11 protein-coding genes are annotated in these 18,962 nt (G+C 42.7%); 4 read left to right on the top strand and 7 right to left on the bottom strand.

What is annotated here, in order from left to right; all coding sequences use genetic code 11:
* Positions 1–21 precede the first annotated feature (21 nt).
* The 3 genes from BM386_RS13490 to BM386_RS13480 all read right to left on the bottom strand — a co-directional run bounded on the left by BM386_RS13490 (position 22) and on the right by BM386_RS13480 (position 9,937).
* Complete coding sequence (locus BM386_RS13490; RefSeq protein ID WP_091695178.1) at positions 22–3,516, bottom strand: T9SS type B sorting domain-containing protein; 3,495 nt, start codon at positions 3,514–3,516, stop codon at positions 22–24.
* A 102-nt stretch (positions 3,517–3,618) separates the two neighbouring features.
* Positions 3,619–4,371: a peroxide stress protein YaaA gene (gene yaaA, locus BM386_RS13485; protein ID WP_091695175.1), complete on the bottom strand. Its 753-nt coding sequence runs from the start codon at positions 4,369–4,371 to the stop codon at positions 3,619–3,621.
* 1 nt (position 4,372) lies between these two features.
* The gene (locus tag BM386_RS13480) at positions 4,373–9,937 is read right to left on the bottom strand and encodes a T9SS type B sorting domain-containing protein (protein ID WP_091695173.1); all 5,565 of its coding nucleotides are present in this window, start codon (positions 9,935–9,937) and stop codon (positions 4,373–4,375) included.
* Positions 9,938–10,019: 82 nt separating this feature from the next.
* Between BM386_RS13480 and BM386_RS13475 the strand changes: the two genes are divergently transcribed.
* Positions 10,020–11,066: a PorP/SprF family type IX secretion system membrane protein gene (locus BM386_RS13475; protein ID WP_091695170.1), complete on the top strand. Its 1,047-nt coding sequence runs from the start codon at positions 10,020–10,022 to the stop codon at positions 11,064–11,066.
* A 271-nt stretch (positions 11,067–11,337) separates the two neighbouring features.
* Here BM386_RS13475 and BM386_RS13470 read toward each other — a convergent pair whose 3' ends face one another.
* Entirely contained in the window at positions 11,338–12,759 is a 1,422-nt protein-coding gene (locus BM386_RS13470) for a Gfo/Idh/MocA family oxidoreductase (RefSeq protein ID WP_091695167.1), read from the bottom strand.
* 191 nt (positions 12,760–12,950) lie between these two features.
* Here BM386_RS13470 and BM386_RS13465 point away from each other — a divergent pair, with 191 nt between their 5' ends.
* Together BM386_RS13465 and BM386_RS13460 are read left to right on the top strand one after the other, a co-directional pair.
* Positions 12,951–13,973 carry a ThuA domain-containing protein gene (locus BM386_RS13465; RefSeq protein WP_091695164.1) on the top strand — a complete coding sequence of 341 codons (1,023 nt, stop codon included), beginning with the start codon at positions 12,951–12,953 and terminating at the stop codon, positions 13,971–13,973.
* 129 nt (positions 13,974–14,102) lie between these two features.
* Positions 14,103–14,954 carry a sugar phosphate isomerase/epimerase family protein gene (locus BM386_RS13460; RefSeq protein ID WP_091695159.1) on the top strand — a complete coding sequence of 284 codons (852 nt, stop codon included), beginning with the start codon at positions 14,103–14,105 and terminating at the stop codon, positions 14,952–14,954.
* Positions 14,955–14,995: 41 nt separating this feature from the next.
* Here the strand turns inward: BM386_RS13460 and BM386_RS13455 are convergent, their stop codons facing one another.
* Positions 14,996–16,300 carry an alpha/beta hydrolase family protein gene (locus BM386_RS13455; RefSeq protein ID WP_091695156.1) on the bottom strand — a complete coding sequence of 435 codons (1,305 nt, stop codon included), beginning with the start codon at positions 16,298–16,300 and terminating at the stop codon, positions 14,996–14,998.
* 167 nt (positions 16,301–16,467) lie between these two features.
* On the opposite strand from BM386_RS13455, the gene BM386_RS13450 reads away from it, so the two are divergent.
* Positions 16,468–16,920 (top strand): GNAT family N-acetyltransferase, encoded by a 453-nt coding sequence (locus BM386_RS13450; protein WP_091695153.1) that lies wholly within the window; start codon positions 16,468–16,470, stop codon positions 16,918–16,920.
* Positions 16,921–17,073: 153 nt separating this feature from the next.
* On the opposite strand, the gene BM386_RS13445 is transcribed toward BM386_RS13450, so the two are convergent.
* Both BM386_RS13445 and ricT read right to left on the bottom strand, forming a co-directional pair.
* The gene (locus tag BM386_RS13445; RefSeq protein WP_170857098.1) at positions 17,074–17,529 is read right to left on the bottom strand and encodes a gliding motility lipoprotein GldH; all 456 of its coding nucleotides are present in this window, start codon (positions 17,527–17,529) and stop codon (positions 17,074–17,076) included.
* Positions 17,522–18,931: a regulatory iron-sulfur-containing complex subunit RicT gene (gene ricT / locus BM386_RS13440; RefSeq protein WP_091695148.1), complete on the bottom strand. Its 1,410-nt coding sequence runs from the start codon at positions 18,929–18,931 to the stop codon at positions 17,522–17,524. Before ricT ends, BM386_RS13445 begins: the two co-directional genes overlap by 8 nt.
* Between the last annotated feature and the right edge of the window lie 31 nt (positions 18,932–18,962).

Below are 18,962 nucleotides of genomic sequence, written 5' to 3'. Positions count from 1 at the left end.
TTTCAAGTCTAGGTTTCTTAGCTATTCTATGATCAAAATCGAGCCAAACTCGGACTTGGAAATGTTCTTTTCATAATTCTTAAAGTTGAGACGTACGGCATAATTACCATTAGGTATTGCTTTTCCATTGTAGGTTCCATCCCAGGCACATGTTGACTCTTCTGATATTAGATTGGTTTGAGAACATTGGAAGATTACCTGTCCCCACTTATTCAGAATCACCAGATCCAATTCGTCGATCAGGTAATTTGTATAAAGTAAAAATTCCTTATCCGGATTTCCATGCTGAATGGCATTAGGATAAATTACCCTTAGTTCACACTCTTCTTCTGTTGTGAATTCTGCCTGGTATGCACAGCCTTCGTTACTATATACGATTAGCTGATAATTCCCCACAGCTATTGGTTTATATATTGGATTGGTAGAAACCAGTTGATCTCCCATGTACCATTCATAGCTGGCAAAGTTTCCGGGATTAATCGTAGGGCCAATTTCATATTTTGGACATACTTGATAGTTATCATTCACTTCTGGACGAACTGGATCTGTACTTCTAAGAATCAGTACTTGGTCAAGTCCCAGTAAACAAGGGATTTGGTTCAGCAAGCGTACCTCATAGGTTCCTTCATTGATAGCTAAAATTTCTTCCTTGTTACGATTTTCAACTAACTCAGACTGTTCTCCTGTAGGCGAGGTAAACCACCATTCTATCGAGGTGACTAGACTGAAATCTGCCTCCGCCCGAATAGTAGCAGAAGGGGAATCTGGGCACAGAGGCTCAGCGAACAAACTCACATCAACTTCCAATACCGGAGGCAAAACTTCAAATGAAATTGGTGTGATGTGACAAGGTATGACATTCGCTGGCTGCACCTCTAGACTGTAGTTCCCCGGTGTGCTAATCGTTAAAAACTCATTATTTCCGATTTCATTGCCACTTTGATCCTTCCAGGTGATTTCCACATCTTCTACCTCATAATTGGAAATAGATGCCTGATATCTCCTGCTTCCATCGCAAAACTCTTCAGACAAAACTGGCTGGAAATCCACAGCATCGGCTAAGGTGACTACTAGCTCTTTTTGCTCAGGACAAAATGCAGTCGGGCTATTGCTGTCGAATGCAAGAAATGTATAGACTCCAGCTTCTTCAAGGGTGAAAGATTGACCTGAGGTTTTTTCAATAACAGCCCCTGATGGAGTTGTGAGAAAGAACTCTAACGCTTGATTAGTTTGGGGAGTTATTTCGTGGTAATCACAAATAGCCAGTTCCTCAGGTATGTCAAACTGCACTTTGTCAGGAGTTAGGTCCAACTGAAAAGTAGCTCTTCCAAGCTCGCAGTTTTTATTGATTTGAGGTATGATGCTATAAGCAGAAGCCTCGTAGGTTCCACCAATTCTTGTGTTGATGATCGTTTGATTATCGAATTCAGGTAAAGGGACTATTTCCCCGGCTTCATCAAATCGCCTCCAGCGGATGTCAGTGACTGCTTCTGGAGATGTGGTGATTAATTCCACTATCGCTTCCGGGCCAAATTCACATAATTTGGTGGTAACTATCGAGGCATCTACAAATAGCACAGGTTCTTCGACTATGAATTCTTTTGGAGAAATAGGGCAGCTTTCAGAGTTTTTGGGTTGCACTTCCAAGGAAAACGTACCAATAGTAGTAGGGGATAAAAATAGGTTTTGTCCTGTGCCTATCGTATCTCCTACTGCATTTCTCCAGAAAAATTCTGCCAAATTAGGATCATATCCATCGATGTCTGCTTCAAAGACTCGATTACCAATCACACAATCTTCACTCTTAAGTCTTGGTTCAAATGGAATAGGCGCTGTAGTACTTAAAATTAGCTTTCTTTCGGATGGGCAAATATCATCCTGATCGGGCAGTATCCCGACCAGACTGTATTCGCCTGCCTCGGTAAGTGTGAAAGGTTCTCCCGTACTAGCTGAGCTAACATTCCCAGAAGGATCTGTCAATGTGAAAAGCAGGCTTTCTGAGGTTTCTGGAAGCAGGTCAAAAGAACCACAAATCGTGAGAGAGTCTGGAATAAAGAAGGAAACCTGAGGCTTGCTTGGAATCTCAATCAATTCCCTTGTTGGCAGATTGCAACTGTCTTTGTCCAAAATTTCAAAGAAATATTTACCTCCACCCAATTCTATTTTGAATGGGTTGGCAGTGGGTAAGGCATCTTTAATAGCTACTTCACCTCTTTCATTGATGACCCGAAATGAGCCTTCTGTTAGTCCGTTTTCGAGTTTTACATCGAATGAACCTTTTATTTTCCCAGTTGTAGTACAAGATTCTGGAGTGATATTTTCTATTTCAAACTCTAAAACAGAAGGCGGGTCATTCAGTGGAACTACCGCTCCCAAGGTATTTTGGCAGCCGTTAAGATAGGAGTATAGCGTGTAGCCACCGGATTTGAGATTAGTGATAGTTATCGTTTCCCCGGCTAGGAATGGACCGTAAATGGATCCGGAAGTACCAACTCTCACCAAGTCCAAATCAGTTTCTGCAATAAGCTCCAACCCTCCATCCGGATTGAAGCAACCACTTGAACTAATGACTGAAGATACAGCTATTACAGGCTGCTCTTTGTAGCTGAATGTGCTGAAAGCCTTTGGACTGCAGGATGGATTTTGTGAGTTTTCAATGATAAGCTCAATACTGTACTCCCCAAAAGTCGGTAAATCTCTAGTTGGCAAAAGGGTCACAGAAGATGAATTTCCCAGATCAACAGGGGTTGACTCGCCTGGAATTGTCAGAAACCACCGCCCTACACTTAATGGCTCAGCAGTGAAAGTAATACTCCCATCTCTGCAAACTGTGGAGGAACTTTCTACAATAGAAATAGATTCTAAAATTTCTACACGTGTATTCAGCGTATTGTTGCACACCGGATTGCCTTCACCATCTGGAAAGTAAAATTTAACAGAATAGGAACCTGGGGTAGTTACACTGAGCGTATTGGCTGTGCCTACGACTTGATCATTTTCATCTTTCCATTCAAAAATATAGTTCGAAAAATTAGAACTCGATGGAGCGATGGCTTGTAGTTCTATTGCCTGTCCGGGACAAACTTTGTAGCTACCTGCCAATGTAAACTCAGGGCCTTTTATAATCGCTACTTCTTTTTCTAAATCCGCAATGATTATACCTCCACGACTAACCTGAAGCATTACTTTATGTGTTCCTAAGAGCTCAAATGTGTATTCGATTGTTGGAAAGGATCCCTGAGGTCGTGTGAATAACACACTTCCATCCGGTGCTAGAATAGTCCATTTGTAAACATCAGTAGCAGGATCTCCTCCTCCTGAGAATGTCCCTACCACACTGCCAAAAACGTTACATAACCTATCAGGACCTGTCAATTCAGGATCAACTTGGGCTTGTTCTTTAAAATAGTATGGGAAATTTCTTTTATCCAGCTTCTCCAATGAAGCATAAGCAAAAAATATAACCCAAAGGGAAATAAAGGTAAATACTACAGTTTTTAGGCGTGTTGGGATCAAAGTAGGGTTATAAAATTTTTTTTACAACCCCTAAGTTACAATTTTATATAGGTGAAAAACCAAGAATGGCTACAACACTTTGTGATAAAGGTGGTTGAGTGATTACCGTACAAATATCCAAGTGTTGTCCTCACTCAGTTTATCAGAATACTCGTATCCACCTTCATTGAAGGTCTTAAGCTGCTCAGGATCAGTGATTCTATTTTTGATGGCAAAGTTACTCATCATTCCACGGGCTTGCTTCGCAAAAAAGCCGATGATTTTATAGCTGTCATCTTTAAATTCCTTGAATTCTATATTAATCAGTGGGCTTTTCAAGGATTTCAAATGAACTGCTTTAAAATATTCCTGAGAAGCTAAATTGATGATCGGCTGGCCCATTGCAGCTTCATTGATAGCTTTGGCGATTTTCTTATCCCAAAACTCATACAGGTTTTTTCCTTTTTTATTTTCCAGTTTAATCCCCATTTCCAAGCGGTAGGGCTGGATCAGATCCAAAGGTTTAAGCAGTCCGTAAAGCCCAGAAAGAATCCGAAGATGCGATTGGGCAAAATCAAAATCTTCTTTTGAATACTCATCTACGTCGATTTTGGTATATACATCGCCTTTGAAAGCCAATAGTGCTTGCTTGGAATTTTCTTCGGTAAATTCCTTCTGAAAAGTCTTAAATCGTTCCTCATTCAGTTCTGCCAAATTATCAGAGATATGCATGAGTTCTCCGATTTCTTTGGCCGACTTCTTTTTCATTATTCTTACCAATGACTGAGTGTCTGTTTGGAAATCAGGCTGGGTGGATTCTGTGAAATTTGGGGTACTGTAGTCCAGCGTCTTTGCCGGGGAAATAAGGATAAGCATACTATTGAATTACTGTTATCGCTTTGGTTAATTTTTGTGTGATGTTCTGGTCTTCACTGGTAAACTTCACAACCACGGCATATGTTCCATTTGGTACAAATTCTCCGCTCACCTGACCATCCCAAGGGCAGAAAGATTGGCTAGGCTCGATATTTTCATGCTCACAATAGAAGATTAATTCTCCCCACCGGTTGTAAATATAGACTTCGACATCATCTATGTATTCATTTGCATAGAGGATAAAGTTTCTGTTTGGATCATTTAGAACTACACCATTTGGGAAAACAATTTTTAAGGAACAGTCTTCTACCACATCAATAGTAGTGATGTATTCACAACCCAGATTGTCAGACACGGTGAGTTCATAGATGCCGCCTTCAGTAGGGGTGAATACAGGGTCTTGAGAAACTTCTTCACCATCTAACTTCCAGGAATAATTGTCATAAGTGCCAGGATCAATGCTCTGGGTAACGCCTTCAATCGCACAAATGGTAAAGCCGGCTGGTACGACTGGCGCTGTGATAGTTGATTTGGAAACGACACCATTTGCACGGCCAAGTTCACATCCTACACTGCTTCTTAGCAAAGCTTCATAGGTTCCTTCCTCAGAAACCTCGATAATTGGCAGGCCATCAAAAGACGGAATTCGAGTGCGGGTACCACCTACTACGGAATACCATTCTATATCTGCCACATTGGACATATCAGCATCTATGGTAATCGTAGTACTTGTTTGATCCACGCAAAACGGCACAATATCCAAAGCCACATCCACTCGCTGAGAGATCACCTCAGCTGTGAAAGGTATCTCCTCAGTTGGGCATAAACCTCCTGCCACAGGCTGCACCTCCAGGGTATAATCACCCGATCTACTTGGTACGAATGTCTGTCTTCTTCCCACGATCACCCCTTGTGCGTCTTTCCAAAGGAATATTACATCCGCAGGATCGGCATTAATAAGGACGGCTTCGTATTGAATTCCCACTTGACAATCCACGATTGGCGGAGAAACATCAAAATCTATCGGCTGGGTGATATTAGCCACTATTGTTTCCTCTCTTGGGCAATTGACTCCTGTGGGATCTTCGCCTCTGACCGTATAAGTGTCAGACTGCGTAATGGTGAACTCTCCATTTGTATCAGGGAAAATGACAGTTCCTCCAGAGTTTGTTACCGTATAAGTCAAGGTATCTGGCGAAGTAGGCGTGAAGGTGAAGCTTTCACAAGCTGTCAAATTCGCTGGGACAGAAAATAGAACCTCAAATTTTTGGGAGATAGTATAAATAGTAGGGTCTGGAATAGCACAACCACTTGGATCTTGGATTTCGACAGCATATTCACCATAGGGTATAGTTATATCAAATTGATCAGTCGAAGTAAATGTGCCTTGGAAAGTCTGACCATCACCTTGTCGAGTGACAGTATAAGATCCTGATTGTGGAGAAGTAGTAAAGTTGATTGTTAACAGGCCATTTTGAACGCCATTGGGACCACATATTTCATCTGTCGGTGTTACCGTATATTCAAAGCCAACCGGAGGGTTACTGTTTTCTACCGTAATGCTTCGAGTGTAACTACAACCAAAACTATTCTCGGCTTCTATGGTGTAAACTCCCGGAAGAACTCCTGTTACTTGAACTGAACTTCCGGCAGTAATAGTTGAAAATGTATCTCCGGTTTCCAAAACATTTACCGTTGCAGCATCAGTTTGCATGGTGATCTCAAAAGAGCCATCAGGCGTATTGCAATCTGTGGCTGGTGTTGTCTGCGTTGCTGTGAAAATTGGAAGTTCATTCACCAATAGATTTAATGTTTTCTCAACCGTACAGCCTTCCAAAATCGGATCTTGTGTCACAAAAATGATTTCGTACTGACCAGGACTTGGAAGTGTATTGATGAAAAGCTCAAGTTCAAAGAACTCTCCTAAAGCAACGCGATTTGGGTCACCAGCTAAGGTGTAAAACCATTCCCCAGAAATCGGTGTATTTGGCGCAAAAGTCACAGAAGTTTCTTCATAACATACTTCTGTAGCTGTTTGTGTCAAATCAAACTCGAATGCAGGGCCAACAAAAATTTCAGCCGTGGCAGGACAAGTTTCGAAAAGCATAGCTTCATCATCGGAAAGCCCATCAGGCAATCTGTAGCTCACATTGACGGTGTAAATACTTTCCTCATCCACAGTGATTTCATTGGAGTTTTCGTCTCCGAAAACCTCTCCGGCAGCATTTGTCCACTGGAAATCATACAGACCTTCTGCAGGGTCGTATCCATTTATAGCAGTGAGTGTAACTGGATTTCCAGCGCAAAGCGTGGCATCATCCGCCAAAGTCAATTCCGGTGGAGCCTCTACCAAAATCTCAGTGCTAGCTCTGAAATACTCAGGGTCACCGCATCTATCCACTCTCAGTTCTATGGTATAGGTTCCAGGATTATTGAATATCTGGTCCAAGTTCTGGAATTCATCTCCCGGGCCACCATAATTATCTCTGACAACTGTCCCATCATCATTATTGGTAATAGTCCAGAAGTAACTGTCAATATCAGGCTCTCCGCCTCCTTCAAGAAGTGCTCCAGCTCCAAGTTCTGGGTCAAGACAAAGCCTGGCAGGTGCTGCGAGTCCTGGTTCAGGGATAGAGCTTCCAGAGTTCTGGACAAAGGAAGGAAGTCCGAGGTTCGATGAGCCTGGCATAGGCTCTACTCCGTCTTGGGTAAATGTACTTTCAGAATTACATCCAGATCCTACATTTATTTGCCCGATTCTATTATCCCCGACTACGGCTACATAGATTTGACCATTTGGGCCGATTTGCAATGCGCCAAGATCGAGTCCTGCAGTATCGCTGATTTGATTTTTGGTGCTGATGATACAAGCTTCAATTTCTGCCCGAGTCCCAGCTCCTTCAAAACAAGTAGGGCAAACGGCAGCAGCAGGGTCATCATTTTCGTTTGCTTTAATCACAAATTCCTCGATGCCTGAACCGCCATTTCTATACGATACTAAGATTCGCTCTCCGTCTTCTGAGAACTCCATTCCATATACATCGCCGTCACAACCTAAATCGATTCTAGCATATTCGGTAATTTCTCCAGTATCACTATCGAAATCAAAAATCTCCAGCTTATTACAACCTCCTTCAGATATGGTCACTGCGATTTGATCTCCGTCAGCGTTGAATTTCATAGCGCCGACTCCGGAATTAAATCCATGATTAGACCCTACAGAACTGAAAACGGGTTGGCCTATACCTTGTGATGAAACGGGATATGCCCGGAACGTATTGTTGCCAAGTTCATGATACATCACCCAAGTCGTGTCGCCCGCATCCAGAGCGGCGGTATGTTCTGTTGATGGGCTGAAAAGGAAATTGTCCTTGGTGACTACATTACCGACTCCGGTTGGATTCTCCGATTTGATATCCACTAGGGAATACTTTGCTTCATTGGATCCATTCGCTGAAAGTTGATTCGTGAAGAGATAGAAAAGCGTTTCTTCTCCAGGAACCGGCACAGCCAGCACACCTTGGCTGCTTGCGTTGTCTCCTCCAATATCATCCCCGTTTTCCATTAGATCTCCATTGAGATCCCAAACAGATTGTCCGTCAGTGTAGAATAAAACTTCTCCATCCTGACTAGAAATGGTGGTAGTTCCTGCTGGGATACTTTGAGGATGTGGTGAAGCAATAGGTCGTGGCGTTGGCGCATCCGGGTCATCCGGGTCAGGATTGAAGTCTAGTCCGGCTCCATCTCCAAAATACCAGATATTGTTTGTTTGATCCTGAACATCCCACATTTTGACCCGAATCTCAGCATATGCATAGCATGAGGAACCAGGCTCGCGCACTAAAACCCAGTACAATCCTGGAGAACATACTTCATTGGCTTCCTTACCAATCCATCCCTGATCCCGTTTGTTTGACCAGAAATATTCATATTCTTCACCACCACCGCCGGCTCCACCACCTTGACCACCTCCCATTCCTGGTGCTCCACCTTCTCCATCCCCTCCTTGGTTTTGGGCCATTAACAGGGGATCTAAATCCAGGCATGTCTCACACAAAGTGGTGTCTGAAGGAGAAAAATTAGCTTCCAGATTGTTTTCCGTCAGGGTAATTGTATGGTTCACTGTTTGAGTCGTGCTATCAGCGAAGGTCACTTCCAGTGTTACATTCAGGCTTTGACCTGATGCTGCGTCTGCAGGGATTAAAAAATGCTCTTGCGCATAATCCGCCGGAAGGGCATTTCCGGTGGAGTCAGTTAGCGGAGGGTCAAAATTCCAAGCGAAACTTACAGGCCTGTAGTTCTCTGGAGTTAATTCTGAGGTAAGTTGGATTGGATTATTTGCACAGGGCATTTCTGGATCCCAGGTGAAATCAACAGTAGGGGTAACATCTGCATTGGGTGCAAAAGTGGGAAAAACGGTTCCGCAAAAGTCTGTACCTGTAAATGGATCTTCTTCCACTTCCACCAGCGCCAGATCTGCTTCATTTGGATTAGTGACTTTTCCTAAGAGTTGAGGACCACCATCTACTTCTTCGTAGATGTAATAGATACTTCCGTCGGGTCCAGCTTTGATGTCATAGATAGCGAAAAGATCCACCGGAGGAGTGCCAGGTGATTCAATTGGCATTTCTTCAGGTGTGGCAGAAAGATCTGTAGTGGGCACTCTGTATAATGTATTTCCAGCCGAATAGTAGATGTAATTACCATCAGGAGAAAACTCTGCGCCCCCATAAGTGCCATTTCCGGATGATTGGGCAATAGGAGTAGGAGATCCGAAAGTTCCGCTACTCGTATCAAAATCCACCACTAAAATAGGGTCGGTGTCAGACTCGGGGATTAAGATTAATTGGCTTGTTTCGTCATTGAAGACAATTTGTTTTGGAGTGGAAGAAATGCCTTGACTGTCCGTGGTACTGAAGTTGCCCACTCCAGAATTAATGCTTCGCGAAATCAGATTCCCATTATCAAAGCTGATGAGATAGGATGGAGAGGCAGGTGTCTTCACCACTAAAAGAGCTCCGGAGGCATTTCCGATTTTATTGTCGCTGGAAGTGATTTCGCCTAAAGGCCGTTCGTTACCGGTGGCTTGGCCTGGGGCATTCATATCCACTACGGCATATTGTAGATCTCCGCCCAGCGAAGTATAGAAGATGTAAAAAAGCTTGTTTCCTTCAGGATCGTACTCCAGAAAACCAGTCGCCACTTGCTGGGTTCCATCTATATTTCCATTGAGACCAGATCCTACGCCCTGGATCGGATTCTGGCTGAAATCATAAACCAACTCACCATTTGTTAGGAATAGGGGTTGCCCTGTAATAGGATCTATCGCTAGTGCAGAATTTCTATCGGTGAAGACAATTGATCCAGGAATAGATTGAACGGTTGGGGTATTTCCTTTTCCAAAGGACAAATAGTTGTTTTCCGTAGATCCACTACAATAGCCGAAAATCCACTCATTGTCATTAAAACCTTGTGAATACACGGCTGTATTAAATACAAAAGTTGTAAATAGGAGGGTAATCGTAAAAATGTAGGGTAACCTTATGGAATTAGGGCTGCTTTTCATAATTTTCGAACTGCTTCTAAAACAACATACGTTCTGTAACGTTGAAGAAGCCTACTGAATATTCAAATTAACGAACAAATACTTGTTACGGTCTCTGGTTTACGTTGTTTTTCTTTGCGTGGTTGGACTATTTGTAGGAACCAATGCCTATGCACAGGATCCGCAATATAGCCAATATTATGCGGCACCTCTTTACTTAAATCCGGCTTTTGCAGGATCTGAGTTGACGGGGCGTGTAGGCTTCAATTATAGAAACCAATGGCCTAGTATAGATGCCCAATTCACCACATTTTCTGCTTACTACGATACCTACCTGAATGACTACAACTCAGGGATTGGGGTAATGGTTATGCAAGATACAGAGGGGGCTTCCAAATTGCGATCAACCACGATTTCGGCCATTTATTCTTACGAATTAAAGTTGGGAGAAAAAACTTTTTTTCGTCCAGGATTTCAGGCAAGTTATATCCGAAGAGAAATCGGATTTTATGAAAATCTGATTTTTGCCAACCAAATCAATCCAAACGATCCCTTTGGGCCAATCTTTCCTGGATCTGAAATCGATGGTTTAGGAGATCCTGTAAATATGCTTTCTCTTTCCTTTGGCGGGTTGTTTTTCACTGAGGATTTTTGGATAGGTGGCTCGGCTCATCATGTGAATCAGCCAAATCAGTCATTTATTGACGGTGACAGCCCATTACCTGTTAAGTTTTCAGCGCATGCAGGCTATAGAATTCCCTTAGGAGAAGGAAGGATGCGGGGCGATTTTACGCACATGAGAAAGCAGCGATACTTGACTCCGACAATTAACTATAAGAAGCAAGGACCCTTCGAGCAGTTGGATGTGGGAGCCTATTTTTATGTGGAGCCAATAGTTTTTGGACTTTGGTATAGAGGGCTTCCTTACAAAAAAGTGGAGGAGCAAAGCAACCGGGATGCCATTGTGATGATGGTTGGGTTGAATCTACTTTCTGGTCTGAATGTAGGGTACAGCTTTGATTACACCGTTTCCCAGTTGGGAATTCAGTCTGGTGGAGCACATGAGTTGAGCTTGTCCTGGACCTTGCCTAATAACAATCAAGGCCAGCCTAGAAGACGAGATACCTTGCTTCCTTGTCCTAAGTTCTAACAGAGTATCCCGCGAAGGCGCAATGGCGCAATTTTTAAGTCATAGAAATCAAAATAGAATTTTCAGATTAGGTGTGCTTAGGGTTAAATGATTCATCAAGGCCCGAAAAAACGAACACAGTAAAAACGCTAATTGTCGCTCAGGTAAAGTAAAAACTGCGCCTCAGCGCCTTTGCGGGAGTTATCTTTGCAGCGCCGTCGCGAGAAATATTTTCTCATAAAAAAGCTGAAACGATTTCTCATTCCAGCCTTTAGCGTTAAGCAAATTGTAATTACAGTGTATAGAACTCTTCCCAGCCTTTTCTAGGAGCTTCTCCGGCAAGTAGTTGATTTGCCAGTGGGTTGTTTGTGATGCGCTGAGTCTCTCTGTCAAATTTCAACGTTGTATTTAGCTGCTGCGCCAACACTCCTAGACAGAATACCTGACTCAAGGGCCCAGCAATCTCAAATCGTGATCGCGTTTGTTCTTCACCTTTACAGGCTTTCAGGAAGTTAGCAAAGTGGTTTGAAGGACTTTCAGGTACTTCAGGAAGTTTACTTTCCATGGCTTTTGCTTTTTCCTCTCCAATGATAGAAAGGGTACTGCCATGAGAACCACCTTTGAACGTCAGGTCTTTGCCATAAATGATCTTGCCAGGGTTTAGTTTTGCTGGTTGGATTTGCCCATTGCTGGCTGCAGGGATATCTGCATTCAATTCCGAAGTTCCATAATCTGCCGGAACTGGGGGGATATTGTCCACGCCATCGTACCAGGTTAGGGTCAATGGAGGCATATCTCCACGCTCAGGGAATTTGAAAGCCAGAGTAGAAGACATAGGGAAGAAGAATGGGTTGTGGCCTTTTAGCATTACGGGATCGACTTCGTATGGTAATCCTAAGTCTAGGAATTCATGCACAGTATCCATGGTATGCGCTCCCCAGTCTCCCAAAGCGCCCATTCCGAAGTCATACCAGCATCTCCACTGGCCATTGATAAAGTCTTTATTATACTTATGCTCACTTCTGGCTGCCAGCCAAGTGTCCCAATCAAGGGTAGAAGGAATAGGCTCTGCTTTTGGGAAGCTTTGCATATTTACATCCCAGCCATGCCATCTCCTTGGGCTGTTCATATGAGCGGTCACTGCCGTTACATCTTTGATGATTCCAGCTTCTTTCCATGCTTTAAACTGGAAGTAATTACCTTCCGAGTGACCTTGGTTTCCCATTTGAGTCACTACATTATGTCTTTTGGCAGAGTCCATCATGAGTGTAATCTCATTGAATGTACGCGCCATAGGTTTTTCAGTATAGACATGCTTGCCTTCGGACATTGCCAGCATGGTAATAGGGAAATGCGAGAAATCTGGAGTTCCTACAGTGATCGCCTCAAATCCATTTCCAAATTCATCAAACATCTTTCTGAAATCCTGGAAGCGTTTCGCGTTAGGGAATTTTTCCATCATTGCTGTAGTATGAGGAGCACCCATATCTACGTCACAAAGCGCGACGATATTACATAAACCTGTATCGTATAACGCATTCATAATCTGAGCACCACGGTTTCCAATTCCACAGCAAGCAAGGTTGACTTTGTCGCTAGGGGCAATGTGTCCCATGGATTTGCCTAGTACGGTGGATGGAACTATAGAAATCCCACTAAGTCCTAAGGCGGCTAGTGAGCCAGTCTTGAGAAAATTTCTTCTGTCCGTTTTCATATTTTAAGGGAGTTTGGGTAGTGCAAATTGATTTTCAAGTGAGAAAGTAGGGATTTTTTACTGCTAGTTTCTCCATTTTTATGTTGAAAGGCTAAAGAATTAACGGAATCGATACCGAAAGAGAATTTTGGGAACAGGACGAAAACCCTTGAAACTTTTGCTATTTTCCGAATTCAATCCCTTAATAAACCATGAAAAAATCACCTCTCAAAAAGTCTGCATTTTTGTTGATTTTATTTGCAGCCTTTTCAATTTCCTGTGCATCAGCTCAAAACGGGAAAACCTACTTACAGTTTGAAGGAAAAAAAGGCGCTGGAAATGGAAAAAACATAGTCTTGATTTCTGGGGACGATGAATATAGATCAGAGGAATCCATGCCGATGATGGCAAAAATCCTCTCCACACATTATGGTTTTAATACAACTGTACTTTTTCCTATCGAACCTGAGACAGGAAACATAGTTCCAAGCTACCAAAACAATATTCCCGGTCTGGAGCAGCTTAATAATGCTGATTTGGTCATCATGCTGATTCGTTTCCGGGATCTGCCAGTGGATCAGATGAAGCATTTGGAGAACTATTTCAAATCCGGAAAACCATTTATTGCACTTAGAACATCCACTCATCCATTTGCAATTAAGGACCAAAACTCTCCTTTTGCTAAATGGACATGGAACAGCAAAGTGGCAGGATGGGAAGGTGGCTTCGGACAGCAGATCATTGGGGAAACTTGGGTAGCACATCATGGAATTCACAAGTCTGAGGGTACAAGAGCCTTGATCGATGGAGTTGACCGCGATGCTGATCACCCGATATTGAGAGGAATTGACGATATCTGGGCTCCGACGGATGTTTACTCCATAAAGAATTTACCATCTTCTGCCAATGTACTTCTGTTCGGTCAATCTACAGCTGGAATGACTCCCGAAGCCCCATTGATGTGGGACAAATCAATTATGCCCATTGCCTGGACAAAGGAGTATTCGCTTGATGGTGGTAAAACTGGTATGGTTTTCGGCAGTACGTTGGGTTCTTCTATTGATTTTCAGGTGGAGGATATGCGTCGCTTGATCGTAAATGCTTCCTTTTGGTTACTGGATATGCCAGAAGTGATTACGGCTGAGCTACCTGTGGAAATAGTAGGGAGCTACGAGCCGACAATGTTTGGTTTTGATAGTTTCCGGAAGGGAATGAAAGTATCAGATTTTAAATAGTTGAGGGATTTTCTTCATTATTTTTCATTTGACATTCTCCGATCGACATTTTAATAATGAATGATGAATATCAAATGTTGAATAATGAAGTTTTAAATGAAATAAATAAAACAACTGAGTGAGAAATACATGAACAAAATAGGATTTAATGTGCTGGCCTGGTCGGCAGAGATGTCAGAGGCGCTATTGCCAGTTTTAGATCGATTGAAACTGATTGGGTATGATGGCGCTGAGTTTTTCATTGGTGGATCACCTGAAGAATCCTTTAAGCTGGTCGGCAAGCATTGCGCTGACATAGGACTGGAAGTGACAGCTGTGACAGTGATGGGGCCGGAGCAAAATCCCATTTCTCCTGATCCTAAAGTTAGAAATGCTGCCTCAGAACAGCTTAAATGGGTGATAGACAGAGCTCATGATCTACATGCTCAGGTACTTTGCGGGCCGTATCATTCTGGCTTTACCGTGTTTGCTTCCCGGGAGCCCATAGAAGATGAATACAATTGGTCATCTGAAGTACTTCATGGAGTTGCTGATTACGGCAAAGATGCTGGTGTTTTATTGACTCCTGAAGCTTTAAACCGCTTCGAGTGCTACCTCTGCAATACCATGGAGCAGCTTTCTTATTTATTGAAGAAAGTCGATCACCCGAATGTACAAGCAATGTTTGATACACATCATGCGAATATCGAGGAGAAAAAGCTCGGAGATGCAATCAAGTTCATTGCTCCACAATTAGGGCACTTTCATATTTCTGAAAATGACAGAGGTACTCCAGGGTCAGGGCATGTGAACTTCGATGAGACCTTCAAAGCGCTTGCGGAAATTCAGTACAAAGGCTGGCTGACTATCGAAGGCTTTACCAGAAACGATCCTGCTTTTGCAAATTCTATAGGGGTATGGAGGGATTTTTCCGAACCTTGGGAAATGGCAGAAAAAGGATACGAGTTGATTAGAGGAATGGGAGAGAAGTATGGATTGTAGCAATAAACTAGCCCACTTTATCAATCGTGGGCTAGTTACTTTTAAGGGTTGGCCGATTTATGATCCAATTCTAATCCCACGGTAGTTCGAGGCTTAAATCCAGGCCATTCCTTAGCTTCAGGATTTGCATTCACATCCATATAGGATTTATAGTCTTCATTACCTTTTAGATAAAAGCCAAGAAATGCAGTAACAAAGTGTTGGTTGATATTATTGATTCTACGCATATCCCACACAGAATCAGCATATCTCAGATATTCATCAATACTTAAACCCGCAGCATAGGCTTCAGCTGGTGCAGGATTTGGAGCAGTATTATGACGTGCGTCTATATAAGTGAGCAAATATCTCTCAGAGTTTACTGCTCCTTCATAGATGGCTTTGGTTCCGTCTTCATATCCAGAAATATCGTCTTTGCTGCCTGACACAAACAGAGAAGGGATTTTGATGCCAGCCAATCCTTCTGCATTCCAAATTCCACGCTGCATGCCCCATGGAGCAAAAGCAACAATCACTTTGATTCTTGGATCTATGGAAGCCTTAAATTCCGGGTTGCCTGCACTTCTTTTTAATAGAGCTTTGCTTCCACCTGACATTGCTCCAAAAAGTTGAGAGGCTTGAGGACTGTATCCGGCACCTGCTACATTGACTGCACCATATCCACCCATAGAGTAACCAATTAATGCAGTGTTTTCAGAATTCACCAAGCCTTTCAGAAAAGAGTTCTCATCCTGACCCAATCTTGCCATTTCATTTAATACAAAAAGGTCGTCTAGAGACCTATTTAGGAGCGTGCTTTGGAAGCCACCGGCATCTCTGAAAGTTGCTTCGGTATGATCTATAGCCACTACTACGTATCCTTTGGAAGCAAGATTCTCTGTGAGATAGGTCATTAAATACCTTGAACCTGTGTATCCGTGAGATACGATCACCAGAGGAAAAGTAGCTTCAGTATAGACAGGTTTTGCATTTCGTGTCGCTCTACCTAGAAAAGTGAAGGGAATAAGAGGTCGAGTTGGCGAGCCATTCTGTCCCATTACTTCATCATAAGAAATTAATTCATTTGAATTCGCAGTTGCGGGATACCAGATTTCCACCTTCAAAGGTCTATTGTAAAGGGAATCTCCTCCCTTACCATAATTTAGAATGTCGAGCTGATTCGGATTTATTAAATCTAAGGTCTGTACTCCTACGGCATACTCACCTCGCGCTGCCAATTCTGGAGCGTCAGGCAAGAGGTCTCCGTATACGAAAGGCTGGGATGTTGACTGCCCGAAGCTGATTGAAACAGTGCATATGAAAAGTAGAGTTGTTAAAACTGATGCTAAGAGGCGTTTGTAGATCATTTTGGTTTTCTTTGGATTATTGGTTCAAGATAAGCATTCCATGGAATTCACCTTTTTCACAAATTCAAATTATTTGGGATTGTTACTAAAGAGCTTAATCCAATAGGTTTAATCATAACTTTTATTTCAGAAATGGGTTACTACCTATTTTAATTTATCTTCATACCATGATCACACTCACCCGCACAGATTCCTCAAATCCTGATTTTGTAGCCTTGGTAAAGTTGCTGGATGACTATTTAGCAGAGAAGGATGGGAGAGAGCATGACTTTTACAATCAATTCAATACCATTGTAAAGTTAAATAACGTGGTGGTTTGCTCGGAAAATGGAGTTCCTCTAGCCTGCGGAGCTATCAAGGAATTTGATCAGGATAGTATGGAAGTGAAGCGAATGTTCACCAAGCTTGATTCTCGCGGCAAAGGTTTGGCTTCTCGAGTATTGTCGGAATTGGAGCAATGGGCCGCAGAACTGGGCTATAAAGATTGTGTGCTCGAAACTGGAAAAAGACAGTTAGAGGCTGTAGCCTTATATAAAAAGAAAGGCTATTCTATCATTCCCAATTATGCGCAATACATTGGGATTGAGAATAGCGTTTGTTTTCGAAAAGTGTTGAAATGAGGAATTGCCCGCAAAAGTAGGAAGTTCTTTTTCCCGCAGATCGGCGCAGATAACTTTCGCAGATCTTCACAAATCCAAAAAAAATGCGAATTGCAATGAATAATCGAAATCAAAATCAGCGGTAATCAGCGGGATTTTTTTTCTATCAGTGCTTTACTTCAAAATCTTAATCCCCACAGCTTCAACACCCGGTAATTGATCCTGCCTCATGTACTGCAAAACGGTAAGACTTTTAGTGTTTTGATCAAATAAGAAAGGGAGAGTGTCATAGCGCGTATAAGAATTGCCAAATCCTTCGCCCAGTGGTTCGCCAGACTTTGGATCGAATAAAATCAGATTCACAAGCTTATTGTCAAGAATCACTCCCGCTGAATCCTTGGAGATGATTCTTAAATAGCAGTTCGAAAATGCATATTCCTCGTTAAACTTCACTGCAACTAAGTCAGGGGTATCCATCAGCTCTACATCCTTAAGGTCGAAAAACAGGCTATCTCTGATGCCCCAATTTTGGTTTGGGAGGCTTTGGAAATCCTCGTAAATACGCCCGTCTGTACAGGCAGCACTTACGAGAATTAGTACTATAAATAGGCAATGCTTTACCTTATTCATTCCCTGGTTTATTTGGATTTGGTCCTTGATTCTTTCGTGGAGGGAATTTCTTTTTTCCCTGCGGTTTTGGCTTAGCATCTCCGGTATTTGCATTTGCAGCATTCCCCTGGTTTCCGTCATTAGCTTTTGGCTTTTGCACATTTTGCCTTTTTGGAGGGCCATTTGGTGCTTTTGGCTGCTGAGGTTGAGGTGCTGTAGCTTGCCCAGCATTAGCATCAGGGTTTCTAGGCTTATTCCTGTTTTTATTTCTACGCTTTTTAGGTTGATCACCCGCTGGTCTTGAACCTTGATTAGCATTCTGCTGAGCTTCAGGTTTGTTTGGTTTGGAATCAGGCTTATTCGAAGCTTGTTGATTCCTATTTCCACCCGAATTTCTATTTTGTGGGCGAGGCTTCTTCTTGCGTTTAGGGCTAGTGGAGGCAAACTTTTTATCCAAAAGTTCCAGTTCCCGTGTTGATTTAGCTGCTAAATCTTCAATTTCAGAAGCTTCATTATACTGAAGAGTAAAAACTTTTTTGCCTTTCTCATTGATTGCAAGGATCTCTTTTACCCGCTCACAAGTGATGCTATGCCAGTCGTTATCATTGTTATAGCTAAACCACATCAGCTTGCGGAAAATATCCGTTTTCTGAAGTTTGGCTGGGCCTGATTCTGTCTGAAGAGGACGATCTATAGATGGAATGTCTTTGATCGCATCCATGTATGTATCTAACTCATAGTTTAGACAGCATTTCAGTCTGCCGCACTGTCCGCTTAGTTTCCCAGGGTTCAGAGATAGGTTTTGGTATCGTGCAGCTGAAGTACTTACATTTTTGAAGTCAACCAGCCAGGTAGAACAGCACAGCTCTCTACCGCAGACTCCGATTCCACCGAGTCTTCCTGCTTCTTGCCTTAGGCTGATTTGACGCATCTCAATGCGGATTCTGAATTCTCCAGCAAGAGCTTTGATGAGTTCACGGAAATCAACCCGGTCATCTGCAGAGTAATAGAAAGTAGCTTTAGAATTATCTGCCTGATATTCTATATCGGACATTTTCATCTTTAGCCCAAATTCCTCTACAATCTGACGGCAACGATAAAGAGTTGGAATTTCCCGATTTTGGGCTTCTCCCCACTTTTCCATGTCCTTTTGATTGGCGACACGGTATATTCTCAGGATTTCATCGTCATTCCTGATTTTTCTTTTTTGCATTTGCAGACGAACAAGTTCGCCCTGAAGGGATACATAGCCAATGTGATGTCCGCTTGGAACGTCCACAACGACAGGATCACCGGTGTTTAAAGCGAGGAAATCTACATTTCGGTAGTATTCTTTTCTTCCGCCTTTGAATTTTACTTCTACAATGTCAAAGTTGTCCACCTCGGGAATTCCCATGTGAGATAGCCAATCGAAGACATTCATTTTATTACAATCACTCGTCCCGCAGCTGCCG

This window comes from Algoriphagus locisalis (assembly GCF_900116615.1).
Lineage (GTDB): Bacteria > Bacteroidota > Bacteroidia > Cytophagales > Cyclobacteriaceae > Algoriphagus > Algoriphagus locisalis.
Note: the sequence above shows the minus strand (reverse complement) of the source record. Positions and strands in the feature narration are given on the sequence as shown.

Coding starts and splice junctions, on each gene's coding strand:
- BM386_RS13480 (WP_091695173.1), bottom strand. CDS start 9,937: ATGAAAAGCAGCCCTAATTCCATAAGGTTACCCTACATTTTTACGATT.
- BM386_RS13455 (WP_091695156.1), bottom strand. CDS start 16,300: ATGATCTACAAACGCCTCTTAGCATCAGTTTTAACAACTCTACTTTTC.
- BM386_RS13460 (WP_091695159.1), top strand. CDS start 14,103: ATGAACAAAATAGGATTTAATGTGCTGGCCTGGTCGGCAGAGATGTCA.
- ricT (WP_091695148.1), bottom strand. CDS start 18,931: ATGAATGTCTTCGATTGGCTATCTCACATGGGAATTCCCGAGGTGGAC.
- BM386_RS13470 (WP_091695167.1), bottom strand. CDS start 12,759: ATGAAAACGGACAGAAGAAATTTTCTCAAGACTGGCTCACTAGCCGCC.
- BM386_RS13465 (WP_091695164.1), top strand. CDS start 12,951: ATGAAAAAATCACCTCTCAAAAAGTCTGCATTTTTGTTGATTTTATTT.
- BM386_RS13450 (WP_091695153.1), top strand. CDS start 16,468: ATGATCACACTCACCCGCACAGATTCCTCAAATCCTGATTTTGTAGCC.
- yaaA (WP_091695175.1), bottom strand. CDS start 4,371: ATGCTTATCCTTATTTCCCCGGCAAAGACGCTGGACTACAGTACCCCA.
- BM386_RS13445 (WP_170857098.1), bottom strand. CDS start 17,529: ATGAATAAGGTAAAGCATTGCCTATTTATAGTACTAATTCTCGTAAGT.